20 protein-coding genes are annotated in these 26172 nt (G+C 63.7%); 13 read left to right on the forward strand and 7 right to left on the reverse strand.

Translation table 11 applies throughout. The annotated features are described in order from the left end of the window. The first annotated feature begins 11 nt into the window (after positions 1-11). The 6 genes from AA098_RS24515 (at position 12) to AA098_RS24540 (ending at position 3982) form a co-directional block, all read left to right on the forward strand. A complete protein-coding gene (locus tag AA098_RS24515; RefSeq protein ID WP_003255298.1) occupies positions 12-317 on the forward strand; it encodes a MazG-like family protein in 306 nt (101 codons plus the stop codon). Beyond that, positions 314-1063 (forward strand): methyltransferase domain-containing protein, encoded by a 750-nt coding sequence (locus AA098_RS24520; protein ID WP_064615068.1) that lies wholly within the window; start codon positions 314-316, stop codon positions 1061-1063. The genes AA098_RS24515 and AA098_RS24520 overlap by 4 nt, the downstream gene beginning before the upstream one ends. A 22-nt stretch (positions 1064-1085) precedes the next feature. Next, positions 1086-1721 carry a DUF4136 domain-containing protein gene (locus tag AA098_RS24525; protein WP_054889228.1) on the forward strand — a complete coding sequence of 212 codons (636 nt, stop codon included), beginning with the start codon at positions 1086-1088 and terminating at the stop codon, positions 1719-1721. A gap of 19 nt (positions 1722-1740) precedes the next feature. Beyond that, positions 1741-2310: a DUF4136 domain-containing protein gene (locus AA098_RS24530; protein ID WP_003255304.1), complete on the forward strand. Its 570-nt coding sequence runs from the start codon at positions 1741-1743 to the stop codon at positions 2308-2310. A gap of 305 nt (positions 2311-2615) precedes the next feature. After that, positions 2616-3086, forward strand: a complete 471-nt coding sequence (locus tag AA098_RS24535; RefSeq protein WP_004577000.1) for a prepilin peptidase — start codon at positions 2616-2618, stop codon at positions 3084-3086. 119 nt (positions 3087-3205) lie between these two features. After that, the gene (locus AA098_RS24540; RefSeq protein ID WP_033726886.1) at positions 3206-3982 is read left to right on the forward strand and encodes a response regulator transcription factor; all 777 of its coding nucleotides are present in this window, start codon (positions 3206-3208) and stop codon (positions 3980-3982) included. Positions 3983-4056: 74 nt separating this feature from the next. On the opposite strand, the gene AA098_RS24545 is transcribed toward AA098_RS24540, so the two are convergent. Continuing rightward, positions 4057-5721 carry a ShlB/FhaC/HecB family hemolysin secretion/activation protein gene (locus AA098_RS24545; RefSeq protein ID WP_064615069.1) on the reverse strand — a complete coding sequence of 555 codons (1665 nt, stop codon included), beginning with the start codon at positions 5719-5721 and terminating at the stop codon, positions 4057-4059. A gap of 92 nt (positions 5722-5813) precedes the next feature. Beyond that, the gene (gene pbpC / locus AA098_RS24550) at positions 5814-8168 is read right to left on the reverse strand and encodes a peptidoglycan glycosyltransferase PbpC (RefSeq protein WP_033726053.1); all 2355 of its coding nucleotides are present in this window, start codon (positions 8166-8168) and stop codon (positions 5814-5816) included. A gap of 77 nt (positions 8169-8245) precedes the next feature. On the opposite strand from pbpC, the gene AA098_RS24555 reads away from it, so the two are divergent. Beyond that, positions 8246-8539: a hypothetical protein gene (locus AA098_RS24555; RefSeq protein WP_004577004.1), complete on the forward strand. Its 294-nt coding sequence runs from the start codon at positions 8246-8248 to the stop codon at positions 8537-8539. Between the two features lie 151 nt (positions 8540-8690). Here AA098_RS24555 and AA098_RS24560 read toward each other — a convergent pair whose 3' ends face one another. Next, positions 8691-13592: an alpha-2-macroglobulin gene (locus tag AA098_RS24560; protein ID WP_004577005.1), complete on the reverse strand. Its 4902-nt coding sequence runs from the start codon at positions 13590-13592 to the stop codon at positions 8691-8693. A 279-nt stretch (positions 13593-13871) separates the two neighbouring features. On the opposite strand from AA098_RS24560, the gene AA098_RS24565 reads away from it, so the two are divergent. From AA098_RS24565 to AA098_RS24570, 3 genes are all read left to right on the forward strand, one after another. Then, positions 13872-15227 carry an MATE family efflux transporter gene (locus AA098_RS24565; protein WP_064615070.1) on the forward strand — a complete coding sequence of 452 codons (1356 nt, stop codon included), beginning with the start codon at positions 13872-13874 and terminating at the stop codon, positions 15225-15227. A 96-nt stretch (positions 15228-15323) separates the two neighbouring features. Further along, positions 15324-15710: a polymorphic toxin type 44 domain-containing protein gene (locus tag AA098_RS28955; protein WP_087534831.1), complete on the forward strand. Its 387-nt coding sequence runs from the start codon at positions 15324-15326 to the stop codon at positions 15708-15710. Positions 15711-15786: 76 nt separating this feature from the next. After that, positions 15787-16119: a hypothetical protein gene (locus AA098_RS24570; protein WP_014861035.1), complete on the forward strand. Its 333-nt coding sequence runs from the start codon at positions 15787-15789 to the stop codon at positions 16117-16119. Between the two features lie 35 nt (positions 16120-16154). Here AA098_RS24570 and speA read toward each other — a convergent pair whose 3' ends face one another. The 4 genes from speA to AA098_RS24590 form a co-directional block, all read right to left on the reverse strand. Further along, positions 16155-18068 carry an arginine decarboxylase gene (gene speA, locus AA098_RS24575; RefSeq protein ID WP_003255317.1) on the reverse strand — a complete coding sequence of 638 codons (1914 nt, stop codon included), beginning with the start codon at positions 18066-18068 and terminating at the stop codon, positions 16155-16157. Between the two features lie 150 nt (positions 18069-18218). Beyond that, entirely contained in the window at positions 18219-18590 is a 372-nt protein-coding gene (locus AA098_RS24580) for a translation initiation factor Sui1 (RefSeq protein ID WP_003255318.1), read from the reverse strand. Between the two features lie 239 nt (positions 18591-18829). Continuing rightward, entirely contained in the window at positions 18830-19363 is a 534-nt protein-coding gene (locus AA098_RS24585; protein ID WP_003255319.1) for an NUDIX hydrolase, read from the reverse strand. A 2-nt stretch (positions 19364-19365) separates the two neighbouring features. Continuing rightward, positions 19366-20433, reverse strand: coding sequence for a DUF2333 family protein (locus tag AA098_RS24590; protein ID WP_003255321.1), 1068 nt, complete (start codon positions 20431-20433; stop codon positions 19366-19368). A gap of 248 nt (positions 20434-20681) precedes the next feature. Between AA098_RS24590 and AA098_RS24595 the strand changes: the two genes are divergently transcribed. The 3 genes from AA098_RS24595 (at position 20682) to AA098_RS24605 (ending at position 26106) form a co-directional block, all read left to right on the forward strand. Next, a complete protein-coding gene (locus AA098_RS24595; protein WP_003255323.1) occupies positions 20682-22037 on the forward strand; it encodes a diguanylate cyclase in 1356 nt (451 codons plus the stop codon). A gap of 553 nt (positions 22038-22590) precedes the next feature. Next, positions 22591-24144 (forward strand): methyl-accepting chemotaxis protein, encoded by a 1554-nt coding sequence (locus AA098_RS24600; protein WP_371914710.1) that lies wholly within the window; start codon positions 22591-22593, stop codon positions 24142-24144. 189 nt (positions 24145-24333) lie between these two features. Then, a complete protein-coding gene (locus tag AA098_RS24605) occupies positions 24334-26106 on the forward strand; it encodes a protein-disulfide reductase DsbD (protein WP_064615072.1) in 1773 nt (590 codons plus the stop codon). Positions 26107-26172 lie beyond the last annotated feature (66 nt).

Genomic DNA, 26172 nt, shown 5'->3' on the forward strand with positions numbered 1-26172 from the left:
GGAGACCCCCGATGAACCTGCAAGAACTCACCCAACGCCTGCATCAGATCCGCGATACCAATGACTGGCGCGGCTTCCACAGCCCGAAGAACCTGGCCATGGCCGCCAGCGTCGAAATGGCCGAACTGGTAGAAATCTTCCAGTGGCTGAGCGAGGACGAATCGCGCCAGCTGCCTGCCGACAAACTGGCCCACGCCGGCCAGGAAATCGGTGACGTGGTGCTCTACCTGTTGCTGCTGTGCAGCGAACTGGGTCTGGACATGGACCAAGTGGTGCGTGCCAAGCTGGCCGACAGCGAGAGGCGCTTCGCCCGATGAACGACCGTCATTTCGATGAGCTGGCCACTCGCTTTGCCGAAAAGATCTATGGCGGCGCCAAGGGTGCGATCCGCCTGGCCGTGCTGCAGGCCGACCTGGCCGAAGCGCTACCCGACCGCCCGCTACGCATCCTCGACATCGGCGCCGGGCTGGGCCACATGGCCTTATGGCTGGCCGAGCGCGGCCACCAGCTGACCCTGGCCGAACCCGCGGCGCCCATGCTCGACGGCGCCAGGGCGCGCTTTGCCGAAGCCGGCCAGACCGCGATCTTCATCCAGGCGCCCTGGCAAGACCTGCTCGGTCAGCTGACCGAGCGCTACGACCTGGTGCTCTGCCACGCCGTGCTCGAATGGCTGGCCGAACCCGAGAGCATCCTGCCGGTGCTGCACCAGCTCACGGCCCCCGGCGGTTGGTTATCGCTGGCCTTCTACAACCGCGACGCACTGGTCTATCGCAACCTGCTCAAGGGCCATTTCCGCAAGTTGCGCAGCAACCGGCTGGAAGGTGAAAAGCAGAGCCTGACCCCACAGAAACCGCTTGATCCACGCGAACTCAAGGCGCAACTTGAGCCTATGTGGCAGGTTGAAGGCGAAAGCGGCGTGCGGGTGTTTCACGACTATATGCCCAAGGAATTCCAGAGCAAGGCCGAGCTGCTCGACCTGTTGGAAATGGAACTGGCCCACCGTCGCCACCCCACCTTCGCCGGGCTTGGCCGCTACCTGCACTGGGTTTGCCGCCCCCGCTAATCCGCCGCGCCAGGAGGAACACATGCCGTACCGTCTGTTGTACCTGGCCCTGCTGCCCATTGCCCTGGCTGGCTGCCAGGGCAGCAACCCGTATGTGGCCAGCAGCCGCCCGTTACCACCGGCCCCCGCCCAGGCGGCCACCACCTTCGACGCCAGTGCTTACCCTGCGCCCGCTCGTGACTATGGGCACTACCGCAGCTGGAGCTGGCGCAACGGCCAGTTGCCCAGCGGCGCTGTCGATGCCGACCCGGCGCAACTGGCCGATGCCGTCAGCGGTGCGCTCGACCAGCATGGCCTGCGCCCCTCTCGCGCAGGCCCTGGCGACTTACTGGTGAGCGCCGATATGCGCCTGGAAAGACGTTTGCGCCAAGTGCGTGACTACGACACCTACGACCCCTACTACGGGCCGTATCCCTATGGGGGGGTCGGCTATGGCGGCTACCGCCACGGTTATGGAGGCTATGCCAGCGTGCCCATCGTGCGTACCTACGAGGTCGAAGTCCTGGTGGTGCGCATCGACTTGTACGACGCCCGCAGCGGCCAGCCGGTCTGGAGCGCCAGCGCCGAAAGCAGCAGCAACAAGGACTCGCCCCGCGAACGCGAAAGTGCCTTGCGCGATTCTGTGCACAAGGCACTCAGCGGCTATCCTCCCAGTTAATAGCTAACGGAGAACCATCATGTTGCGCCGTCTCGTTCTACTGTCATTCGCGTTATTGCTCGCTGCCTGCTCGAGCAATAACGTCCAGCAGGATTTCGATGCCAGCCGCGATTTTGCCACCTACCGCAGCTGGGCATGGCAGGAGCCAGGCCTGCAGTACCGCCCGGATGACCCGCGGATCAAGAGCGACCTCACCGAGCAGCGCATTCGCCAGGCGGTGGCAGACCAACTCGACCAACGCGGCCTGCGTCCGGTACAAGGCGGAGCGCGGCCCGACCTGGCAGTACGCACATACCTGATCGTGGAGCAGCGGCAACAACAGATCACCACCAACTACGGCGGTGGCTGGGGTGGCTACTGGGGCGGCTACTGGGGTGGCCCGATGTACAACGAAACCCGCAGTGTCGACTACAAGGTCGCCACCATCCAGGTCGACATGTTCGATGGGCGTGACGGCAAGCTGGTATGGCGCGGCAGTGCCGAGCAGATCATGAACAACTACCCGCCAAGCCCGGAAGAACGTAACAGCGCAATCCGCAACACCGTGGCCAAGGTGCTGGGCAACTACCCACCGGGCAGCAAAAAATAGCGTTGGACCGCGGCCTTTGCATGCACCGTGCCCCTGCGGGAGCAGGTTTACCTGCGAAGAAAGTGGCACGGTGCATGGCACCGGCTTCGCGGGTGTTCGCGGTTGAACCCGCGCCTGCAGCGATCGTGATTCGAAGTACGACTGCATCACCGACCTGGCTTGTGTCAGCTGCGACAAAATCCATTGCACGCACGCCTTTTTTCCGATGCCAACCGCACTCCCCCGCACGTTCCCGTCTATCTTCATTTAAGGAAACCTGACTGACCGGGTAGAAGTGTTCAACATTTGGGAAAGGCGACCTGCCAATGCAAAGCATTGTTCTCCTGCTGTGGCTTGCCTTGTGCTCCGAACAGGATGTGCGTCAACGCCAGATCTCCAACGTGCTGACCCTGGGAGTGGCTGGCTGCGCCCTGGCCTGGCTGTTCAGCACCGGCCACAGCTGGATAGGCGCCGAAGCCAACGAGGCCGGTTGGGCGCTGGCCATCGTCATGCTGCTGACCCTGCCAGGCTACATGCTCGGCCGCTTCGGCGCCGACGACGTCAAGCTGATGGGGGCCCTGGCCCTGGCCACTAGCCCGCAATATGTGCTCGGCACCTTCATAGGCGCGGGCGTCAGTGTGCTGGTCTGGCTACTGACCCGCCGGCGCCTGTGGACGCTGCTCAACCCCAAGGTAAAGAAGCGTTTGCAGGCCCTGACCGAGGAAATGGGCGACAAGCAGGCGTTCGTCCCCTATGTGTTATCAGGTTTTCTTCTAACGGCCGTATGGATCCAATAAGCCTTCCAGTGGTCCGATAACCTGTACACGCCTTGTACATATTCGCTGAGTGCGACTACTTTTAAGCTGCCAGAGCGTCTGGCACGGGAGCAGGGCTGTATAAGAACAGGGAGTTGATCGTGTCCAGATCAGTGAGTGAAGTAAAGGTGTTGGTGGTTGATGACCAACCGGTCATTGTCGAACAGCTGAGTGAATTCCTCCAAACCAAGGGCTATACCTGCGTTACAGCCCTCTCAACCGACGAAGCCATCGAGCACTATGTGGCAGACCCGACCATCGGCTTGCTCATCTGTGACCTGCACATGCCAGATCGGGATGGCATCGAGCTGGTGCGCGCCTTGAAGGAAATCAACGGCAGCCAGCGCACGTTCGAAGCCATCATGTTGACAGGGCGTGCCGAGAAACAGGACTTGATCCGGGCGATACGCGAAGGGTTTGCCGATTACTACCAGAAGCCGATGGACCTTGATGAACTGCTGGCAGGCGTCCGCCGGCAGGAAGAGGCCTTGCTGGAGCGCCAGCGCAACATCCGCGATCTGGGTGGATTGAACCAGCGCTTGCAGGAACTGGCCGATTCGGTGGACGAACTGTATCAGGACCTGGAAAAAGCCCGTGGCCAAGGCACCCACCGGCGTGCCAGTGATGCAGAAGAAAGCGAAAGCGAGCTGCCAGCAGCGTTCGAGAAACTGTCACCACGCCAGCTGGAAGTGGCGCGCCTGGTTAGCAAGGGCAAGACCAATTACCAGATCGCCTGCGAACTGGGCATTACCGAAAACACCGTGAAGCTGTATGTGTCTCAGGTATTGCGTTTGACGCATATGCACAACCGCACCCAGCTGGCTCTGGCGCTGACCCCCAGCTCGTCGCCCGTGCACCAGCGGTTCACGACCCATTGAGTGAAGGCTCGGCACACCATTCTGGAGCGGCCTTGCGCTGCGAAAGGCTGCTCCTGCAAGCCCACAATTGCCTGCTACAACTGGATCGCCAGGTTCAACGACAGCCGAGGCCCACGGTCCAGGCTATCCAGCGCCACATCCGCCAACGGCTTGGCCACTTCCAGCGCCACATTGAACATATGCCCACCCCCTAACCGCACACCCAGCGCCACCGACGCCAGATGGGCGTCCTCCACCGGTCCCCGGTTGTGCCAGGCCTGAGCGGTATCCACCACCGCATAGGGCTGAACCCGCGCAAGCCAGCGACTGCGCACGCTGTAGTTGACCTCGTAAGCCACACCCCAGCCCTTGTCACCGTCCGCCTGATCGCGCGGGTAACCGCGCCCGAAATGCTGCCCGCCAAACCCCGCACGCTCGCTGTCGGGCAATCGATCATCACTCCAGTACAACGCCCCGGACACCACCCCCTGCCCGTTTTCCAACAGGGTGTCGCTCTGCAAACCGGAAAGCCGCAAGCGCAGGAAGTCGAGATCGTAGTCAGCATCGCTGCGTGCCCCCAGGTAGTCCAGCCCCTGATGGACCCCGGCACTGACGATACGCAAACGCCCCTGCTCCACCTTGCGCCAGTCACCTTCGAATGACAGCGCCCGCACATAGGTGTCGTACTTGCGAGACGGTGGCTGCTCGGCCATCCGGTCTTCATCATGCTCACTGACCGAGTACACGTGGCCCTGCACCGCCAGCCACTCATTCGGCCTGACAACCACCGGCTGACGCAGGCCGATCGCATAGCGCTCACTGTCGTGCTCGCGGGTGATATCGCGGCCATCGTCCAAACGTATGCGCGTGCCGGGCTCGCTGCGGTAGCGCGACGCCGACAGCAGCAGTTGGCTACCGGCGGCGTCCAGGTACTGGCTGTAATCGAGACGCTGGTAGTAGACCCGGTCATTGCCTGGGGGCAGCAGCCAGCTGGCCGTGACGCGTTCGCCATGGCGGGTCTGGGCATTGCTGGCTACGGTGATCAGGGCCTGTGCAGCATCACGGCTGGAGTCGGCCACGCTCACAGCGGCGCTGAGCGGCTTGCGCCGTGCATGCACGGTCAGCTGGGCGACACCATCGGCAGCCCGCGCCATTGCCAGTTCGGCCTCTACCACGACCCCTGGCATGCGCGTAGCCAGGCCCAGATAGCGCTCCAGCGTTTCGCGGGTCAGTGGGCGCTCGGCCTCAATGCGCGCCAGCAGCTGCTGCAAATACTCGCTGGCCGGCCCAATATCGCCGTCCACGCGGTAATCACGTACGTAACCTTCGACCAGCACCACGTTGACCCTGCCATCGGCCACATCCTGAGCAGGCAAGTAGGCATACGACAGCAAGTAGCCCTCCTGCCGGTAGCGTTGGGTCAGGCGCTGGGTGTATTGCTGCAATTCACCCAACGTGGTTTCGCGCCCGATCAGCGGCTGATAGTGTTCGCGCAGGTCGCCCAAGGGGAACACCGTGCCGCCCTCGAAGCGCACTTTATGCAGTACCAGCCGGGTGTTGGCCGGGGCCCAGTCGGGGTTGTCGATAGCCGCCCCGGCCAGCCGTATGCGGGGGCTCGCAGGGGAGTAGTCCGTCATCGGCAGGTTGGCGCTGGGCAGACGCCGCTCGTACTCATGGCTGTCGAGAAACCCCGGCAACGGGTCGGCGTGGGCAGCAAGTGCCCAAAGCAGCAACATCAGGGGCACGACCAGAGGACGCATAGGGCACTCCATGTTCCCATGGGTTGCGGGGCGCCAGCCGGTCACACCCGTCACTTGCAAGCGTAGGTGCTGGCCCGGCTGTCGTCGAACACCTACTCACTGACCTGGAACGCCACCCGCGCCGTCTGACCGCTTTCGTCCAGCGCGCTGAGTTCGGCCTGCCCCACCTGTGGCAAACGCAGCAACAGGCTGTCCTGCCCCTGGGTTTCACCCAACGGCTGGCCGTTGAGGAACCACCAGCGCCGTCCACCACCCCCCAAGGCAGAGACCTGCAATTGCAACGGCTCAGTGCTGGTGGCCGGGCGGCGCAGATTGTCGCCTGGGCGCACGCCGACAATCGACAGCGGTGGTGCACTGGCCGGCGCCTGCGGCGGGCAGGCCGGGTCGATGGCCGGCAAACGTGCCATGCGCCGCTCGACACGGGGGAGCCAAGGCTCCAGCGGCGCCGGCCACAGGGCGATGTCACGCGCCTTGGCGCCCGGGCAGCTACCATCCACCCGCAAGCCCTGCTCGTTGACCCACACTTTTTCGCGCAAGCCCAGGCCCAGCGGCTGGTCGGCTGCCTGTAAGGTGGGTGGCGTGGTGCCGTCCAGGGTCCATGCAAAGCGCTGACGCCGACAGTTGGTGTCCTGCTTGCTCATCGGCTGGCCCAGCGGCCAACAGATCGCCGCAACGCCGATATTCGCAGGTACCGGCGCTACCGGGACGCTGATGCCGCGTTGGCTGTCGCGATTGCTCAACAGATCGTGCACCTGCAACATCAGCGGCGCCGCCGACGCCAGGCCGAACTGCCCAGGCACCGGTGTACCGTCGGGGCGGCCAATCCATACGCCGATCAGGTAACGCGGCCCCACGCCAATCGACCAGGCATCGCGAAAGCCGTAGCTGGTGCCGGTTTTCCAGGCCAGTAGCGGGCGCTGCACCAGTTCGGCGTGCGGGTCGCGGTCCGGGCGCGCCTGGCCACTGAGGATACGCCGGATGATCCACGCCGCCCCCGGTGACAGCAACCGGTGCTCCACCAAGGGGGCCTGTGGCTGCAAGCGCACCTGCGCACTGTTGCCACCCCGCGCCAGCGCCGCGTAGCCGCCGACCAGGTCCTCCAGCCGGCTGCCGGCACCGCCCAGGATCAACGACAGGTTGGGCTCGGCAAGGGGTGGCAGTATCAACGGCATGCCCGCCATGCGCAGTTGTGCGGCAAAGCGTTTCGGGCCGTAGGCCTCCAGCAATTGCACGGCGGGCAGGTTGAGCGACAGGGCCAGCGCCGAGCTGGCCGACACCGGCCCGCTGAACCCCATGGAGAAGTTGCCAGGGCGATAGTCGCCATAGCGTCGTGGAACATCCTGCAACAGCGATTCGGAATGGATCAGGCCATCGTCCAGCGCCATGCCGTAAAGAAACGGCTTGAGGGTGGAGCCGGGCGAACGTAGCGAGCGCACCATGTCGACATGGCCAAAGCGGCGCTCATCAGACAAATCTATCGAGCCCAGGTACGCGCGCACCGCCATGCTCTGCGCTTCGACCACCAGAATGGCGGCCGAGGTACGCTCCGGCAGCCGTGCGCGCCAGCCCAGCAGCAAGTCTTCGAGGCGCCGCTGAAGCGCAGCGTCAAGCGTGGTACGGATCAGAGGCGGGCTGTCAGCGCTGTTCAGGCGCCGGGCCAACAATGGCGCCAGGGCCGGCTCCTGGCGTGGCGCCAACACCAGCGGCTCCTCGGCCGCCTCGCGAATTTGCTGGGCCGGCCATACCTGGTATTCCGCCAGGCGCTGCAGCACCTTGTCCCGGGCACGCTGGGCACGCTCGGGGTGGCGGTCCGGGCGCAGCCGGCTGGGTGCCTGGGGCAGCACGGCCAGCAGTGCCGCTTCGGCAGGTGTCAGGTGCAGGGGCGACTTGCCCAGGTACGCCCAGCTGGCTGCCGCCACGCCCTGAAGCGTGCCGCCGAAAGGTGCGCGGTTCAGGTAGATCTGCAGGATGTCGCGCTTGGACAAGTGCCATTCCAGCTGCAAGGTGCGCCATAGCTGGCGCAGTTTGCCGACCAAGGTACGGTCGTGCGGGTCGAGCAGGCGTGCCACCTGCATCGACAATGTGCTGCCGCCCGACACAACACGCCCGCCGCGCAGGTTCAGCCAGGCCGCGCGGCCCAATGCCAGCGGGTTGACCCCTGGGTGGTTGTAGAACCAACGGTCCTCATAAGTCAGCAAAGCCTGCAGGTAAAGCGGCGAAACCTCTTCAGGGCTCACGGGGTAGCGCCACACGCCATCAGCATCGGCAAAGCGCCACAAGGGTGTGCCGTCTTCGGCCAGCACTACCCGGGCCAGGTCATCACCCGGCAGCGGCAGCGGCCAGATACGATCAGCCAGCCAGAACAGGCTGCCGAGCACCAGCAGACTGATCAGCGTGGCACGCAACAACCTGCCCGCACGGCACCGTGGTCGCGCTAAGCTTGGCATCGGGAACCGACCTCGCCAGGTAATGGCCAAAGGCTTTGGGACGACAACCTCGCCGATTTTTTCATCAGGAAGCAACTATGCATGTAGAAGGTTTTTTCGAGTGGCTGGGCCAGGCACTGGGGTCGTTGATCCGCTTCATCGTCGACGCATTGAGCGGGTTGTTCAACCTGCTGGCCAATGCCGGTGGCAACTTCATCGATGGCCTGTCGCGCACCTTGGGCATGGACACTTCGCTGCTGAGCATCCTGGCCCTGATCATCGGCCTGATGCTGCTGTACTCGGCAATCCGCGCATTCATGCGCGCCTCGATCATCCTCGGAATCATCTGGCTGGTGCTGGGGCTGTGGGTGATGAGCTGGGTGATCCACTGATCTGCGCGGTCTTTGTGGGAGCGGCCTTGCGTCGCGACAGGGCTGCACAGCAGCCCCAGGCTTTCAGCTTCGCCGTTTGAATTGTCGGGGCCGCTTTGCGGCCCTATCGCGACGCAAGGCCGCTCCCACATTGTCCGCGTAGAGCGGGCCTCTAGCGGGCCTTCACCGTCATCTCCCCTTGCCCATCGCCCACGGCCTGCAGGTTCGGCCGATACATCGACTCGACCTGCGGCGGCGGCACGCGGTAGGTGCCCGGGGTCACTGCTCGCGCCAGGTACAGCAGGTGGGTGGTGCCATAGCCGTCAAGCTTGAGCGCGGCAACATAACGGTCATCACGGTACTCCTGATGCACCACGCTGGCATTCTGCATCGACTCGCGCCACGCCTTCACTGCACTGCTGGCGTTGTCCAGGCTGGCGGCGCTTTGAGCCAGGTTCTGGTTTTCCAGCTCCAGGCCGGCCGGCAGCAGGTCCACCACCAACGCATCCGGCACGCGGTCCTCAGCTTTGAGCGCCAGGTGCACCAGCACAAGGTCGCCACTGCGCAGGTTGTGCAGGTCCAGCGGCTGGCCATTCATGCCCAGGTACTCTCTGTGAATCTGCAGGCCGTTGCCGCCAGCAGCAGGTGCCTGTCGTGGGTAGCCGGACAAGGTCAGTTGCTGGTACAGCGTCTCGTTGCCTTCATTCTGCACGCTCAGAGGCGAGGCCAGTAACGGGCCTTCCAGCTTCATACCGGCCTCGGCATTGTTCAACGCGCGCACTTCACCCGCGCTGTCCAGGCGTGCCTGCCACTGGCCTTCCGGCTTGCCCAGCAGGCCACGGCCAGCGAGGAACAGTGCATTGCGCTCTTGGGTCGACAGCCAACGGTTGGCCGCCAGTTCATCCGACAAGGCGAACAGGCGCTGATCGACCTGGCTGCTGGCCAGGTTGCTTTCCTGCAGCAGCGCCAGGATCAGTGCCTGGTCACGCAGGGCGCTGCCATAATCGGCCAGCCAGCCTTTGCCACGGCTGATGCCCAGGCCCGCCTGCAAGGCTTGCTCGGCACGCGGTTTGTCGCCCATTTTGTCCAGCGCCACTGCCAGTTGTACCAGCGGCAGACCGGAGCGGGCATCAGCGCGACGTTCGAACAGCCCGCGCAGGGCACCCAACGGCGCCTGCTGGCTGCGCGACAGCACCAGCGCCGCGTAGGCCTGCACCGCAAAGCGCGTGTGGTCGGCATTCTCGCTGTAGTCGACTTCGATCAGGTTGCGTTCCTGCAGGTAACGCAGCAGGCGCTCACTGGCCTTCTTCAATGCCTCGGCGGGTACGCCATACCCTTGGTCACGGGCACGCAGCAGGAAGTCAGTCACATAGGCGGTCAGCCAGTACTCTTCCTCGCTGTCCGAACTCCACAGGCCAAAGCTGCCGTTGTAGCGCTGCATCCCCAGCAGGTGCTCGATGCCCATTTCGATCTTGCGTTTGCGCACATCCGCCGGCTCGCCCTTGATGCCAAGGCGCTTGAGGCTGTCGGCATCGGCGTACAGCGAGGGGTACAGGCCGCTGGTGGTCTGTTCGAGGCAGCCGTAGGGGTAGGCTTGCAGCGCGCGAATCTGCTCGGCAAGGTTCAGCGGCGGCCGGCTCGACAAGGCCAGGCTGGCTTCCAGGCCTGCGGGTTCGAAGGCGGCCAGGTCTGCTTCGGGCAGAGTCCACGGCTGGTCCTTCAAGGCCACACGGTAGTGCTTGAGCATTGCCGGGTAGGCCGGGCGCACGCCCAGCGTCCACTCACGCTCGAACGCATTGACCGGCTCGTTCGGCAGTTGCAGGCCCGTCACCCGGACATGCACCTTGCCCTGCCCCAGCCCCCCCTGGGCCTGCACCGGAATCATCAGCGTCGAGCGCTGCCCTTCGGCCAGGTTAACGCTCTGCACGGCATTGGCCGCCAGGCTCAGTTGCCCATCCGTGGTGATTTCGACGCTCAGTTGCTGGGCGCGGCCGGACAGATTGGCCAGGTCCAGTGCCAGGCTGGTACGGTCGCCACCGGCCAGGAAGCGCGGGGCCGAAAGCTCGGCAATCAACGGCGCGGCGACCACGGTCTTGCCTTCGGCCATGCCGAAGTGCTCTTCGGTCCAGGCCTGCGCCATCAGCCGCAGTTCACCGTTGAAGTCGGGGATGTCGACCGTGGCCTGGCCCTCACCCTTGTCGTCCAGCGTCACCGGCAGGCTCTGCTGGGCGACGATGGTTACCGTAGTGTTGGGTCGCTTGCCCCCCTTGGCCATCGCTGCGTCACCACCGAACGCCAGGCTGGCCAGGCGGCCTTGGCCGGCCTCTATCAACTGGCCGTAGATGTCCAGTTGATCGGCACCATAGGCCTTGCGCCCGAACAGGCTGGCGAACGGGTCGGGGGTTTTGAAATCGGTGATGTTGAGGATGCCCACGTCCACCGCCGACAACAACACATGCACCTGCTTGGGCACACTGCCATCGGCGTTGGCGGCCTTTACCTTCACTGTCAAAGGCTGTTTCGGGCGCATTTTTTCCGGCGCCTGCAGGCTCAGCGCAAGCTTGCGCTCGGCGCGGTCCAGCGGCAGGTGCAGCACGCCCACGGCGCGCTTGGGCGTGGCATTGGCCTTGCGCTCACCAGGGCGGATAACCAGCGCGCTGATGTACAGGTCGTGACGGGCCCAGGCCTTGTCCAGTTGCACGTCAAAGGTCTTGCCCTCGGCGGGCACATCGATCTCCTGCCACCACAGCGGGCCATCGCTGGACTCGATCATCAGGTAGCCGCTACCCGCAGCGGGCGGGGTGACGGTGACCTTGGCGGTAGCGCCATCGGTGTAGGAGGGTTTGTCCAGCGCCAGCTTGACCTGGTCCGGCCGCACCGCGCCGCCCTCAGCGTTGTCCTGGGCACGGTAGCCGGCCCAGAAGCGCTCACTGGACACCAGACCGGTTTGCGGGTCTTCGACCTCGACGCGGTACGGGCCCCACTCAACCTGGAAGCTGAGTTTGGCGGTGGAACCCGCCTTGACGCTGATCGTCTCTTCGTTCTGGGTCAGGAACTTCTCGTTGTAGGCGTAGCTCCAGCCGTCGCTTTGCGAGTAATTCCAGTAGTAATCGCGGCGTTCGCGAACAAGGCGCACCTTAAGCGCGTCGGCCGCCAGTTTGTTACCGTCGCGGTCGGCCACCAGGAATTCGAATTCCACGGGCCCGTCGCTATCGGTCTCCTCACCTTCGAACAGGCCTCGCAGGCCCGGCAGGCGCTCAGCCGGCCAGATAGGCTGCTCCAGGCGCCGGGTGATCGGCCGGCCACCCGACTCCTGCAGGCTGGCCTGCACGGTCAGTTGCAGCGGAGAGCGGGCTTCGGCCCAACGGCTTTCGATATCGACCACCGCCTTGCCGGCCTGGTCAAGGGTGACTTCGTCCAGTTCCAGGTCCTGGTTCAGATCGGTTTCGGTGACCGAGCCGAACTGGTAGCCAGGCAACGCCGGTACTGCCTCGCGCAGCGGGCGTACATAGGCCTGACCGCTCAGGCGGTTGCCGGCGGCCGGCGCACCATAGAGGTAACGGCCATTGACCTGGATACGCGCATCTTCATCCGGCGAAAGCGGTGTGCTGCTGCCCTTGAGCTCCAGCGCCAGGCGCTCGGGCAGGAAGTCTTCAACGAGGAATTCATAGACCTGCTTGCGCCCGCCACCCAGGTCGAGCAGCAGTTGCCAACGGCCAGTCGGGGCCTCGGTGGCCAGTTGCAACTGGTATTGGTACAAGCCATTGCTGTCGGCTTCCCAGACGAACTTGCGGCTCACCTGTTCATCCGGGCGACGCACTTCCACGCTCACCGGCTGGGCTTTGACCGGCTTGCCGTCCTGGTCGCGCAGCAGGCCGTTGAGCAGCACCGTCTCACCCGGGCGGTACAGGTCACGCGGGCCGAAGATGAAGAACTGCAGCGGGTTGGCCTGAGGCCCGGTGATGTCGAATTCGGCCAGGTCCAGGGCTGCGGTGTTCAGGCGCAGCAGCGTGGTATGCACGCCCTGGGTGGCAATCAGGGTATCGGCCTTTGGCGTGATCGGCAGCTGGGCATGCCCCTTGCCATCGGTGGTGGCCTGGGCCAGCAGCTTGCCCTTTTCGTCATGGATTTCCAGGTTGACGCCGCTCAGCGCCTTGCCGCCTTCCAGGGCTTGCGCAAACACGTCGATACGGTCGCGGTAGCGGTGGGCCGACACGCCGATGTCGCTGAGGGTGAACAGGGTTGCCGGCTGAGAATAATCGTAGGTACCCGAGGCGCGCATCACTGCCAGGTACACCCCTGGCGCCTGCAACGGTTTGATGCCGGCAATCGGCAGCAACACGGTCTCGCGCGTGTTGCGCGCCGGGTTTAGATCGAAGCGGCCGCTGTAGACCAGCTCGGCCATGTCCAGGGTTTCCTTGGACTGGTAGTAGTACAGGCTGCTGTTGCGTCCCCAGTTGGCCAGGAAGGTCGAGAGCATGTCTGGCTTGACGCGGAAGAACTCGACATCCACTTTGTCGACGTTCAGGGCAATCACCGGCAGGCCTTCGGCCAGGCGGGTAGGCAGCAGCGAGCCGCGGCTGGCAAAGCCGATGGTCGGCTGCATGTCGCGGGTTTCCAGGCGGGTGATCGACTCGCTGTCCAGCTGCTTGCCGTTGACTGCCAGCAGCCCCTTGTCGACGGTCAGCACCAGCTTGCGCTGCGGCTCCAGGTGGCGCAGGCGCAGCTCCATCTGGTTGTCGGAGAGTTCCCAGGCGCCATCTAGCTTACCCTTGACGGTGTCGACCAGGTGCACCTTGGTAGCGAAGTCCTGCTTGGCATCCAGCGGTGCTGAGAAGCTGATCGACAGCGTTGCCGCGCCATCGAGCTGCACTTCCGATACGTCCAGCACCGTGAGTTCGCGGCCCTCGTAGCGCTTGGCGAGCACGGCCGGGTCCTCACGCTTGGGGGCGGGGGTTTCGGCGGGCGCGGGCGCCACGGTTTTCTCGACCGGCGCCGGTTTGCCCGGCGTGGAAGAGTCACAGGCACTGAGCAACGCCAGCGCGCAGGCCAGCAACAATCCTTTGTTGAACATGAGATAGGAACTCTTGGGCAGCGTGTACGTGAGGGCAGCAACTATAGCGCAACGTCAGGTGCAGCACCCGGCGTTGCGCGCCAGGTCAGACCATGGTCGCGCTAAATGGTTGCCTGGTCGTTACACTGTGGCCATTCGTTAAAGGGGCCGCATGGCGTCCCTTCGCGGGCTTGCCCGCTCCCACAGGTTTGGCGCCGGCCGCAAGAGCAACACTTTCCTGTGGGAGCGAGCAAGCTCGCGAAGGGGCACACAGCGGCCCCAAAATCTCATGGAATGCACATGCCCCAACTCGCTGCCGACTGGCGCCACCGCCCCACCCACCGCAAGGTCTGGGCGCTGGCCGCGCCGATGATCCTGTCCAACATCTCGGTACCGTTGGTGGCGCTGGTCGACAGCACGGTCATCGGTCATCTCCCGCACGCCCACCAACTGGGCGCCGTGGCCGTGGGCGCCACCTTGTTCACCTTCATGGTCGGCCTGATGGGCTTCCTGCGCATGGGGTCCACCGGCTTCGCTGCCCAGGGCGCCGGCCGTGGCGACGGTGCAGCGCTACGCCAGGTACTGGTGCAAGGGCTGCTGCTGGCGGTCGGCTTCGCCCTGTTGATCGGCCTGCTGGCCCTGCCCTTCAGCCAGCTGGCACTCCATGCGATGCAACCCAGCGCAGCCCTGCAGCAATCCACCGAAGACTTCTTCCATACCCGCCTGCTTGGCCTGCCTGCGGCGCTGGCCAGTTACGCGCTGGTCGGCTGGTTCCTCGGCACCCAGAACGCCAGGGCGCCACTGGCCATCCTGCTGACCACCAACCTGCTGAACATCGCCTTGAACCTGTGGTTCGTGCTGGGCCTGGACTGGGGTGTACTGGGCTCGGCGCGGGCGTCGGTAATTGCCGAATGGAGTGCCGCCCTGCTCGGCCTGGCCCTGACCCGCCCGGCCCTGCGGGCTTACCCGGGGCAGATCGTGTGGGCAGCGCTCAAGCGCTGGCAGGCCTGGAGGCCACTGCTGGCAGTGAACCGCGACATCTTCCTGCGTAGCCTGGCGCTGCAACTGGTGTTCCTGCTGATCACCGTGCAGGGCGCGCGTCTGGGCGAAGCGACCGTGGCGGCCAACGCCCTGTTGCTCAATGGCCTGCTACTGACGGCCTATGCGCTGGATGGGCTGGCCCATGCGGTGGAGGCCTTGTGCGGCCATGCCATTGGTGCCCGTGACCGCGACACTTTGCGCCGCTCGCTGGTGGTCGCTTGTGGTTGGTCACTGATCACCAGCGTGGGGTTTGCCGGGCTGTTCCTGCTGGGTGGGCACCTGTTCATCGACTTACAGACTGATATCGACAGTGTGCGGGCGGCGGCTTATCCGTATTTGCCCTACCTGGCGTTGCTGCCGCTGATTGCGGTGTGGAGTTACTTGCTGGATGGCTTGTTCATCGGCGCGACCCGGGCGCGGGAAATGCGTAATGCAATGCTGGTTTCGGTGTTGATTGCGCTGCCGGTGGCACTGGCCATGAGCGGGTTGGGCAACCATGGGTTGTGGATGGCGTTTCTTGGGTTCATGGGGTTGCGGGCGGTGACGTTGGGGTGGGTTGGATGGAAACTGAAACTGGAGGGCAAGTGGGTCACAGGGCCCGGAAACACAATATGAAAAATATGCTCGATTGACTGCTTCCAAGCCTCAGGCCGATAAAGGCAGAACCCATGGAGGGGGCTCACACCAACGGCCTATGAGCAAGGAGCCATCATGTACCCTCCACCCGCGCCATCAGGTGTCTCAGTACTTAGCAACATGCACGCTGCAAGCAAAGAGCGTAACTACTTTAAAAATGGCGGCAGTGCTTTTCTAGTGTCGTGGTTCTATTCGAAGGTTCGTAATCGAGGCGAGAGGGATTACAAGCAACAGGGAAGGCAATATGAGGCTTTAGGTAATTTCAATTATGGTGCAACTGGAACTGCTGCTGGCCTTTCGGAGGAATTCCTGTTGAGGGGGGCGGGATGGGCACAGAGCCGCGCGGGGACCAGTAATTCAGCATTTGGATCATGGTGGGGCAGCTCCCCTTATGGCGACGACCCCGAGGATCAGGAATGGATCAAAAAAGGGATCGAATATGCCAAATCATACGGGTATTAGATGGCTGATTGCTTGCCTGCTTCTGCTTATCCTCGGTCAAACCCTATGGATCTTCTCCAGAGATGCAAGGCCTGTGTTGACCAAGATCGTTTCTGAAACTCCAATTGGCAAGCAGAGTGCCATTTATGAGGTGCTCAGCGATGCTGGTGGGGCGACAGTGCCGCTGACCTACTTGTACTTTGTGGCTGAAAAACAACAGCACGATGATCGGGTCTTGAAGGGCCTTGAAAGGCTGACGCCTTTCCTGGTCACTCGCCAATCGGGCGCCGTGCTGCACGTGGAGGGCCTGAAAATAACGGCGCGGACTGAGGAGCAGGTCTACAGCTATTCGAGTACCACTCTTCTCGAAGAGGGTGGCGCAGTATTGCCCATCACAATCGAACTCACCGCGACGGCTCACCGAGAGTGATAGTCAAAGGGGCCGCGCAACGGCCCCTTTGCATTTCAGGAGGACAGGTACGAAGACCGGGTCAACCCCAGGCGCAAGGCATCCAGATACTGGGTCCGCTCACGCGCAGTGATCTTGGCGCTGGCGACCTTGTCGCGGTAATGCGTCATCAACTCTTCCGGCGACAGGTGCACGTAGCGCAGCATGTCTTCGATGGTGTCGTGGGTTTCGATACCGGCGTGGTACACGCTGCCGTCGGCATTCTGGTAGATGTTCACCGAGTCGGTGTCACCGAACAGGTTGTGCATGTCACCCAGGATTTCCTGGTAGGCACCCACCAGGAACACGCCCAGCAGGTAATCCTCGCCCTCCTTCACCGCATGCACCGGCATGCTGGTTTCGATGCTCTGCTCGTCAACGTACTGGTTGATCTTGCCGTCGGAATCGCAAGTCAGGTCCTGCAATACCGCACGCCGCATCGGCTCTTCGTCCAGGCGGTGCAGCGGGATGATCGGCAGGACCTGGCCGATGGCCCAGGTGTCTGGCAGGCTCTGGAACACCGAGAAGTTGCAGATGTACTTGTCGGCCAGCTTGTCGTTCAGCTCGTCCAGCACCTGGCGGTGCGAGCGCTGGCGGGCTTTCAGCGAGTTGTGCAGACGGCGGCACACGGCGAAATAGCACTGCTCGGCCAAGGCTTTCTCGCCCAGGCTGATCTTGCCATCAGCGTACTGCGCGGCCACATCACCCATGTAGTGGGTGGCGCGCCAGTAGGTCTCGGTGACCATCTCGATGTCGGTCGGGCCAAGCAGGTCGACCAGCCACTGCACGGTCTCGGGCAGGGCTTCCTTGTTCTCGATGGTCGGTACGTCGTCATTGTGTTTCTCGACGTCGGTCACCTGGATCACCAGCATGGCGTGGTGCGCGGTCAGCGAACGGCCACTCTCCGAGAAGATGTGCGGGTGCGGCAGGCCCTGTGCGTCGCAGAACTCCTTGAGCATGCCCACCACCACGCCGGCGTAGTCGTCCATGTCGTAGTTGATCGAGCTGGCATTGCGCGAGTGAGTGCCGTCGTAGTCCACACCCAGGCCGCCACCCACGTCGATGTGGTCGACCGGCAGGCCCAGCGCACGCAGTTCGCCGTAATAACGGATGGCTTCCTTGAAACCGTGCTGGTAGTCAGCCAGGTTGGCGATCTGCGAACCCATGTGGAAGTGCAGCAGGCGGATGCCCTGATCCAGGCCCGCATCGCGGAAGCGCTGCACCACCGAAAGCAACTGGGCGGCGGACAAACCAAACTTGGACTTCTCGCCGCCGGTGTCGGCCCACTTGCTCGAAGCCAGCGACGACAGGCGAACGCGCAGGCCAACCTGTGGTTTCACCTTGAGCTCGGCAGCCTCTTCGATCACCAGGGCCACTTCCGACTCTTTCTCGATGACGATGAACACATTGTGGCCAAGCTTCTGACCCATCAGCGCCAGGCGAATGAACTCACGGTCCTTGTAGCCATTGCAGACGATGGTGCCGCCCTTCGGCGCCAGCGCCAGCACTGCCAGCAACTCAGGTTTGGAGCCGGCTTCCAGGCCGATGGAAACGTTTTGCGTGGCGATGATGTTTTCCACCACCGCTTCCTGCTGGTTGACCTTGATCGGGTACAGCGCGGTGTACTGGCTCTGGTATTCCAGGCGCGCGATGTTGGCGTCGAAGGCACCGGTCAGCTGGCGCACACGGTCCTGCAGAATGTCAGGGAAGCGCACCAGCAAGGGCAGCGACAAGCCGCTCTGGCGCAGTTCGTCGACCTGTTCGAACAGGTCGATCGGAGCACTTTGAGGGCCGTTGGGGCGTACTTCGACGCGCCCGGCTTCATTGATCGCGAAATAGCCAGCGCCCCAATGGCGGATGCCATAAACACTGCGGCTGTCAGCCACGGTCCATTGGCTACCATCGTCTTTGCGTGTGCGTCGTACGGACATTCAAGTCCCCTATAAATAAGTCGAAGACACTGCCCGCAGGCAGCGGGGCGAGTGTAAAAGCTGAAAATGACGATTCATCCGTGCTCAGGCATAGACTCTGACCACGGGAACGAGTTTAGAAAGCGCTGGGCAAAAAATCGTGCGATGGCCTCAGCCGCCGGACTTTTTCGCCTTGAAACCCTGTTTGGTCAGCTCGCCGATCAACAGCTCGACATGGTCGCCCTGGATCTCGATAACCCCGTCCTTCAGGGCGCCGCCGGTACCGCAGCGGCGCTTGAGCGTGGTCGCCAGCTCCTTGAGCTGGTCGGGCGGCAGCGGCACGCCGGTGACAGTGGTCACGGTCTTGCCGCCACGGCCTTTGCTTTCGCGGCGCACGCGGGCAATGCCGTCGCCTTCGGGGATGATTTGCTGCTTGCAGGTGCAGGCGTCCACCGGCTGGCCACAGTCGGGGCAGTGCCGACCGGCGTCGGTGGAGTACACGAGACCGCCAAGGGCGGAAAAGGAAGAAGCTTTCTTGGCCACTTTTGTTCCTCGGTGCTGAGGACAAAAACTGGTCGTGCCTTGGGGTTGAGGCCGACCGCGAAGCCCCACTCTGGCAGGGGCGGCGCTACTGCTGCAAGAATTGCGGCAGCCCGAAAAGGGCGCGCAGTGTAACGATAAATACGCCGGTTGTGTAGGAGCGGGTTTACCCGCGAACAAGGGCAAAGCCCTTGCCCTGCGAAACGGGTGTCTGGGCCGGTATTTCGCGGGCAAACCCGAGCCTACAAAGTGGCCTTATAGCGCTGCAACGCCGCCAACGAGTCCGGGCAATAAGGCTTGCTCAGGCTTTCCTGCTCAGCCTGTTCCAGACCGATGAAGCGCGCTTCAATAACCTCTTCCGGCTGCAACCGCAACGGTGCATCCGACACCGCCGAATACACCGCACACCACAAGCGGTTATCCGGCTGGTCGAAGTAGAACCGCTCGTGAAAGCGCAGCTCGGCGCCCTCGATGCCCAGCTCTTCGGCCAGCTCGCGCGCGGCCGACTCGGCATACGCTTCCCCGGCCGTGACCATGCCGCCCGCCGCCACATCCCAATACCCGGGGTACAGCGCCTTGCTCAGGGTACGCCGGTGTACACACAATTCACCGGCACTGTTGAACAGCAGAATGAACGTGCAGCGACCGATCAGGCCACGCTCGCGCAGCTCGGCACGGGGCAAGGCGCCCAGTACCTGGTCGGTTTCGTCCACCCAGGTGACCAGCTCGCGGTCGGAAGCCGCCCGATGGGCGGCCTCGGTTGGGCTGATAGCCATCATCAACCCTGCGACAGCAGCTGACGCAGATCGATAACCGCAGCGTTGGCCCGGGAAATGTAGTTGGCCATGACCAACGAGTGGTTGGCCCACATGCCGAAGCCACTGCCGTTGAGCACCATCGGGCTCCACAGCGGCTCTTGCGAGGCCTCCAGCTCACGGATGATCTGACGCACGCTGACGGTGGCATTCTTCTTCGCCAGCACGTCGGCGAAGTCCACCTCGATGGCTCGCAGCAGGTGCGACAGCGCCCAGGCTTGGCCACGGGCTTCATAGAACACGTTGTCGATCTGCAGCCATGGGGTTTCCACCAACTCCTCATCCACCTGCGGCGCCTGGCCGGCAACGACCGACTCGGTCTTCAGCGTGGTGTTGAGCTTGACCCGGCCAACGCTGGCCGACAGGCGCTGCGACAGCGAGCCCAGGCGGGTGGCCACGTCACCCAGCCAGTTGTTCAGGTTGTCGGCGCGGGTATAGAAGATAGCGCCCTTGTCCCCGGCAGCCAGACGGGTCTGGTAGCGGGTCAGCGACTTGATGCCCTCTTCGAACTCCGACTCGCTCGATGGCAGAATCCAGCTCTTGTTGTCGAAGTTGAAGCGCGGCTCGGCCTTGGCCAGGTCGGCGTCTTCGGTGGACTGCGACTGCGAACGGGCGAAGTCTTTACGCAGGGCACGGGACAGGTCACGGACCTGGACCAGCACGCCATATTCCCAGCTTGGCATGTTGTCCATCCACAACCCTGGCGGGAAGCGGTCGTTGGAAATGTAGCCGCCCGGCTTGTTCAGCAAGGTGCCGGCCACGGTCTTGAGGGTTTCGACGGTGGTATAGCCCACCACCATCTGCTGGCCAGTACGTTCGGCTGCGGCCTGGGCGTTTTGCTGCACCGGGAACAGAGCAGGCTCCTGGCTCCAGTACCAGCCCAGGCCGATACACACCAGCAGGTACAACCCGATCAGGGTCCCCAGGGCACGGCTCCAAAGGCCGCCAAGGTAGCTACGGGCGGCAGCGCCGCGCCCGTCGACACGCTCACGGGGCTCGGCTTTGGCCTCGCGGTTTTTCCAGTCCAGCATGGCTTTGTCCTTAATCAGTCACGACGGTTCAGGGGCTTTGACCACAGGCCTGCGCTAGCGTGCCACGGGAAGCCCGAATGGCTGCACTATAAAGCAGACACCACCGTACGCATAAGCGACCATTCAGTCAGCAACTGAATATTCGTTCTGCCCGCTTTGTTGACGCAGGGCACTCACGCACGTGAAAAGAGCTGCTAGCATAGAGCCATCATTGCCCCTGCACATCCCAACCTATAAGTAGCCAGGACATGAGCCAAGCAGTCGAGCCGAGCCCGCAGTGCCCCGTCCAACAGCTGACGCGTAACGGCCTGCGCAAGGACGACCCGCTCGACCCGCTGCTGCTGCCCGTGCGCAAACCGGTGTATATCCTGCTGCAGGACCACGAGCGTGCCCAGCGCCTGGCCCAGCAACTGGAATTCTTTGGCCTGGTGGTGCAAGCGTTGCCCAGCACAGCGGCGTTTCTCGCCTCGATCAGCGAGTACCCGCCTTCGGCCATCATCATGGATGTCGACTTCACCGGCGCCGGCCTGGGCTTGCTGCTGGCCGCCCAAGTGCAGCAGGGCCTGGCACGCGCCATTCCGTTGCTGTTCTTCAGCCATCACGAAGCCGACACCCCGACCCGCCTTGCCGCAGTACGCGCCGGTGGTCAGGACTTTCTCACCGGCAGCCTGGAAGCTTCCAGCTTGCTGGAAAAGGTCGAACTGCTGACCAACACCGCCCCGCACGACCCGTTGCGCGTGCTGATCATCGACGACTCGCGCACCCAGGCCCTGTACACCGAGCGTGTACTGGCCGGCGCCGGCATGCTCACCCGCAGCCTGACCGACCCGATCCGCACGATGGCAGAGCTTGCCGACTTCCAGCCTGACCTGATCATCCTCGACCTGTACATGCCGGCTTGCACCGGCCCGGAGCTGGCCAAGGTAATCCGCCACAGTGACCGCTATGTGAGCGTGCCGATCATCTACCTGTCTGCCGAGGACGACCTGGACAAGCAACTGGATGCCATGAGCGAAGGCGGTGATGACTTTTTGACCAAGCCGTTTCGCTCACGCCACCTGATCACTACCGTGCGCAACCGCGCCGCCCGCGCCCGTCATTTGAAGGCACGCATGGTCCGCGACAGCCTGACCGGGCTGTACAACCACACCCATATCCTGCAGCTGCTGGAAGACTGCAGCTTCCGCGCCCGCCGTGAGCAGCAGCCGTTGAGCTTTGCCATGCTCGACATCGACCACTTCAAGAAGATAAACGACCGCCACGGGCACCCCATGGGCGACCGAGTGATCAAGAGCCTTGCCCTATTCCTCAAGCAGCGCTTGCGCAAGACCGACTTCATTGGCCGCTACGGTGGCGAAGAGTTTGCCATCGTCATGCCCAATACCGCGCTGGACGCCGCACACAAGGTGCTGGACGAAATTCGCCGGCGCTTTGCCGAAATTCTCTACCCGGCGCAGCCGCGCGATTTGCAGTGCACCTTCAGTGCAGGGGTGGTGCAACTGGATGAGGGGCTGGATGCACTGACCATGGCCAGTGCAGCGGACGAGGCGCTGTACCGGGCCAAGCATGCGGGGCGTAATTGCGTCGTTCGTGTAGAGCCCTGAGATTCGCACTCACTGTGCCAGCCACACCAATAGAGGCACTGTGCCACTTTTTTTTCTGACACCAAGCCCCCGGCGTCATCACCCCGTCACAAAATCGCAATAACTTCAGGCGCCTACCTCTCACCTGCGCAGGAAATTCGCGGCTATGCGCCTGAAGTGGCTGACCAATTTCAACACCCTGTTGCTGGTGACCGTGTGTATCGCCTTGGGCGCCACCCTGTGGTGGTCGCAGCGCGCCCTCGAGCGCCCCTACCAGCTGATGGAGCGCTATCTGGGCCTGTCTCAGCAGTTCCAGAACCAGACGGCGCGCAATATCCAGGCCTACCTGGGCAGTGGCGATGCCCTGCGTCAGGCCGCAGCCATGGAGGCGACCCAGCAGTTGCAGGCCGCACTGACGGATTGGCCCGTAGAGCTGGCCGAGAAGTTGCGCCCCAGCCTGGATAGCCTGCAGGCCTTCACCGCCAACGAACTGCTGGCCGCCGGTAAGCTGGCCGGCGACCCACAAGCCCTGCTGCTGCAAGCCGAGCGGGAGCTGGGGGCGAACTTCGAGCAGATGGCCAGCTATGCCCGCGACAGTGGCAACGCCGAGGCCAATCGCTACTTGCTGCCCTTGCTCGACGCCACCCTGCACCTGGGGCGGCTGTCATTGGCTCGCGACAAGCTGGTCAGCAGCGGCCGCCCGGAGCTGGCCGATGAGGTGGAGCGCGAGCTGCAACTGATCCGCGCCCAGGCCCAGACGGTCGACGGCCTGCCACTGCTCGGCGTAACCCGCACTGCCGAATCCGGTGCCGACGACTTCGCTGCAATGATGGGCCTGGAATCCCAGGCCAGTGCCCAGCAGGAAGACATTGCCGTAGGCCTGAAGCGTGAATTGCAAAGCCTGCTCAACCGCTACCCGGCCGAACTGCAACGCACCCGCGAACAGATCGAGCGCCGCGTCGCGCTGGCCACCACCACCGGCCAGCACCTGGAAGCCGTACAACAGGCCATCGCCGCGCTGGAACCCGAAGTGCGCGGCCAGCATGCGAAAATCGCTGCCGAGGTGCGCATTATCCAAGGCCTCATGATCGGCCTGATCCTGCTGATCGCCCTATTGATCGATACGCTGCAACGGCGCCTGGCCCGTACCCTGACCGGACTGGCCCCGGCCCTGTCACGCTGGGCCGAGGGCGACTTCGCCCAAGCCATCGCCCTGGGCAAGACCAACCGCGAACTGCACGACATCCAGGAGTCGCTCAACCGCCTGCGTCAGTACCTGGTGGAGCTGGTCGGCACCATCCGCCATAACGCCGAGCAGGTGGCCGGCAGCAGCCACGCCCTGGCCGGCATGAGCGCTGCGCTGCACGGCGGCGCCGAGCGCCAGGCCGGCGATACCGGGCAGATCCGCGATGCCTTGGGCGAGCTGGAAGCGACCATTCAACAAGTGGCTGGTGATGCCAGCGCAGCCGCCGAGGCCAGCCGCGATGCCGGGCGTGCGGTGGAACAAGGCCAGGCGGTAATCGGCCAAAGCCTGTCGGGCTTGCGTGAGCTGGTCGATGAAGTGCAAGGCAACGCCCGCATGATCGAACAATTGGCGGAAGAGTCGGCCACCATTGGCGGGGTACTGACGGTGATCCGCGCGATTGCCGAGCAGACCAACCTGCTGGCACTGAATGCCGCGATCGAAGCGGCCCGTGCCGGCGAGATGGGCCGTGGCTTTGCCGTGGTCGCCGATGAGGTACGCTCGCTGGCCCAGCGCACCACGGGGGCTACCGGCGAAATCCAGGCGTTGATCGACCGCTTGCAGCAGGCCGCCAGAAGTTCGGTGGCGGGGATGCGCGCGCAACTGGAACATGCCGAGGCCACGGCCAACCAAGCCCAGGCGGCGGATGGGGCACTGGATGAGATTGTCTGTGCCATTCGTACGATTGCCGATACGGCGGTGCGGATTGCCGATGTCACGGCGCAGCAGAGTGGCGCGGTGAGCGAGATTCGTGACCACAGCGAGCGGATTCACGCGTTGGGTGAAGACAACCTGCAGCGCATTGGCGAGGGGCGTGAACAGGGCGAACAGCTGCTGAGCCTGGGCGGTGAGCTGAACCGGGCCGTGCGAGCGTTCAGGGTCTGAGTCAGCGGGGTGGTCGCCAGGACAGGTGTAGCAGTTGGGTGGTGTTTGACGGGACATGTGCTGCGCCTGGGAGATCGAGCGCCGCCCGCGCGGCGCTTCGCGGGTAAACCCACTCCTACGTTTGTTTCGGGCCAATTATTCCTGCGCATCCGTTATCATGCCGAGCACGTTCCACCTCGCGAGTCCGCCATGCGTCGCCTGTTTTTCATGCTGTTCCTGCTGCTGGCCAGCCCTGCCTTCGCCGCAGGCCTGCTCGACAACCGCCCAAGCGCCACCCTTGGCGCCGCTTCGCTGGCCAACAACGCCGACTTTCTGCCGGTACACGAGGCCTTCAAGCTCAACCTGGTCCAGGCCGATGCGCAAACCATCAAGCTGCGCTTCGTCGCCACCGATGGCTACTACCTCTACCGCCACCGCTTCCAGTTCCACACGGAACCGGCCGACATCACCCTGGGCACGCCGAACATCCCCAAGGGTGAGGCCAAGCACGATGAATTCTTCGGCGACGTCGAGGTGTACCACGGCGTGCTCGATATCGAGTTGCCACGCAAAGACCCACGCGCCTTCACCCTGCTGGTGGGCTACCAGGGTTGCGCCGACAAGGGCCTGTGCTACCCGCCGGAAACCGCACGCCTGAGTATCGATGGCGAGGGCGTTGCAAACACGCCAGCCACCCGCGAACACGGCTGGAACTGGAAGTCGCTGCTGCTGTTCTTCCTCGCTGGGGTCGGCCTGACCTTCACCCCCTGCGTCCTGCCAATGTTACCGATCCTTTCCGGTGTGGTGCTGCGCGGCCAGGTTGGTGGCGTGCGCGGCCTGGCGCTTTCGCTGGCCTACGTGCTGCCAATGGCCGCCAGCTTCGCGGTGCTCGGCGCACTGATGGGCCTGTTCGGCGCAAGCCTGAACCTGCAGGCGCGCCTGCAGTCGGCCTGGGTGCTGGTACCTTTCGCGCTGTTTTTCGTGGTGTTCGCCCTGGCCATGTTCGGCCTCTTCGAACTGAGGCTGCCCCAGGCCCTGAGCAACCGCCTGAACAACGTCGCCAACCACACCCGCGGCGGCTCGCTGCTGGGTGCAGCAGTGCTCGGTGTACTCTCCAGCTTGCTGGTTTCTCCATGTGTCTCGGCCCCCCTGGCCGGTGCCTTGCTCTATATCAGCGCCAGCGGCGATGCCCTGGGTGGCGCGCTCAAGCTGTTCACCCTGGGTTTGGGCATGGGTGCGCCACTGCTGCTGGTGGCCACCGGTGGCGCGGCCTGGCTGCCCAAAAGCGGCCCATGGATGAACACGGTGAAAAACGCCATTGGCGTACTGCTGCTGGGGCTGGCCATCGGTTTGCTCAGCCGTGTACTGCCAGGCCCTGTGACCTTGCTGCTGGTCGGTTTCCTCGCCGCGGGTGTGGCACTGTTCCTCGGCGCGCTGGAATTCGTCGTCAAGACGGCGGCCCAGCGCCTGGCGCAACTGCTCGGCCTGGCCTTGCTGGTGTACGCGCTGGCTTGCTGGTACGGCGCACTCACTGGCCAGGGCGACCCACTGCGCCCACTGCCGGGGGCGTCACTGGCCGCCAGCGGCAGCCTCCCGACGGCAAAAGCCGATGCCTGGCAGACCATCACCACACCTGATGCTCTGGACGCAGCCCTGGCGCAGGCCCAGGCCGCCGGCCAGCCAGTGCTGCTGGACTGGTACGCCGACTGGTGCATCAGCTGCAAGGTGATCGAGCATGAGGTGCTCAATGCACCGCAGGTGCTAACACAGCTGGCCGGCTTCAAACTGCTGCGTTTCGACATCACCGACAGTAATGCCGAGCAACGCACGCTGCTCGACCGCTACCAGCTGTTCGGCCCCCCCGCCCTGCTGTTTTTTGCTGCGAACGGCAGCGAAATTACCGCTGATCGGGTGATTGGCGAGATAAATGCCGGTGAATTTGCGCAGATTCTGACGCGCGTGCGCGGCAAAGTCGGTCTATAACTTCCCGCGAGCCGGGAAAAATCCTGAAATGAGTGACCGGATTTAATTATTCGGTCACATACTTCG

The sequence above is a fragment of the Pseudomonas sp. JY-Q genome (genome assembly GCF_001655295.1).
Lineage (GTDB): Bacteria > Pseudomonadota > Gammaproteobacteria > Pseudomonadales > Pseudomonadaceae > Aquipseudomonas > Aquipseudomonas alloputida.

Excerpts from the sequence above, each read along its gene's own strand:
- AA098_RS24515 (WP_003255298.1), top strand. The coding sequence starts at position 12 with ATGAACCTGCAAGAACTCACCCAACGCCTGCATCAGATCCGCGATACC.
- AA098_RS24520 (WP_064615068.1), top strand. The coding sequence starts at position 314 with ATGAACGACCGTCATTTCGATGAGCTGGCCACTCGCTTTGCCGAAAAG.
- AA098_RS24525 (WP_054889228.1), top strand. The coding sequence starts at position 1,086 with ATGCCGTACCGTCTGTTGTACCTGGCCCTGCTGCCCATTGCCCTGGCT.
- AA098_RS24530 (WP_003255304.1), top strand. The coding sequence starts at position 1,741 with ATGTTGCGCCGTCTCGTTCTACTGTCATTCGCGTTATTGCTCGCTGCC.
- AA098_RS24535 (WP_004577000.1), top strand. The coding sequence starts at position 2,616 with ATGCAAAGCATTGTTCTCCTGCTGTGGCTTGCCTTGTGCTCCGAACAG.
- AA098_RS24545 (WP_064615069.1), bottom strand. The coding sequence starts at position 5,721 with ATGCGTCCTCTGGTCGTGCCCCTGATGTTGCTGCTTTGGGCACTTGCT.
- pbpC (WP_033726053.1), bottom strand. The coding sequence starts at position 8,168 with ATGCCAAGCTTAGCGCGACCACGGTGCCGTGCGGGCAGGTTGTTGCGT.
- AA098_RS24555 (WP_004577004.1), top strand. The coding sequence starts at position 8,246 with ATGCATGTAGAAGGTTTTTTCGAGTGGCTGGGCCAGGCACTGGGGTCG.
- AA098_RS24560 (WP_004577005.1), bottom strand. The coding sequence starts at position 13,592 with ATGTTCAACAAAGGATTGTTGCTGGCCTGCGCGCTGGCGTTGCTCAGT.
- AA098_RS24565 (WP_064615070.1), top strand. The coding sequence starts at position 13,872 with ATGCCCCAACTCGCTGCCGACTGGCGCCACCGCCCCACCCACCGCAAG.
- AA098_RS28955 (WP_087534831.1), top strand. The coding sequence starts at position 15,324 with ATGTACCCTCCACCCGCGCCATCAGGTGTCTCAGTACTTAGCAACATG.
- speA (WP_003255317.1), bottom strand. The coding sequence starts at position 18,068 with ATGTCCGTACGACGCACACGCAAAGACGATGGTAGCCAATGGACCGTG.
- AA098_RS24585 (WP_003255319.1), bottom strand. The coding sequence starts at position 19,363 with ATGGCTATCAGCCCAACCGAGGCCGCCCATCGGGCGGCTTCCGACCGC.
- AA098_RS24590 (WP_003255321.1), bottom strand. The coding sequence starts at position 20,433 with ATGCTGGACTGGAAAAACCGCGAGGCCAAAGCCGAGCCCCGTGAGCGT.
- AA098_RS24595 (WP_003255323.1), top strand. The coding sequence starts at position 20,682 with ATGAGCCAAGCAGTCGAGCCGAGCCCGCAGTGCCCCGTCCAACAGCTG.
- AA098_RS24600 (WP_371914710.1), top strand. The coding sequence starts at position 22,591 with ATGGCCAGCTATGCCCGCGACAGTGGCAACGCCGAGGCCAATCGCTAC.
- AA098_RS24605 (WP_064615072.1), top strand. The coding sequence starts at position 24,334 with ATGCGTCGCCTGTTTTTCATGCTGTTCCTGCTGCTGGCCAGCCCTGCC.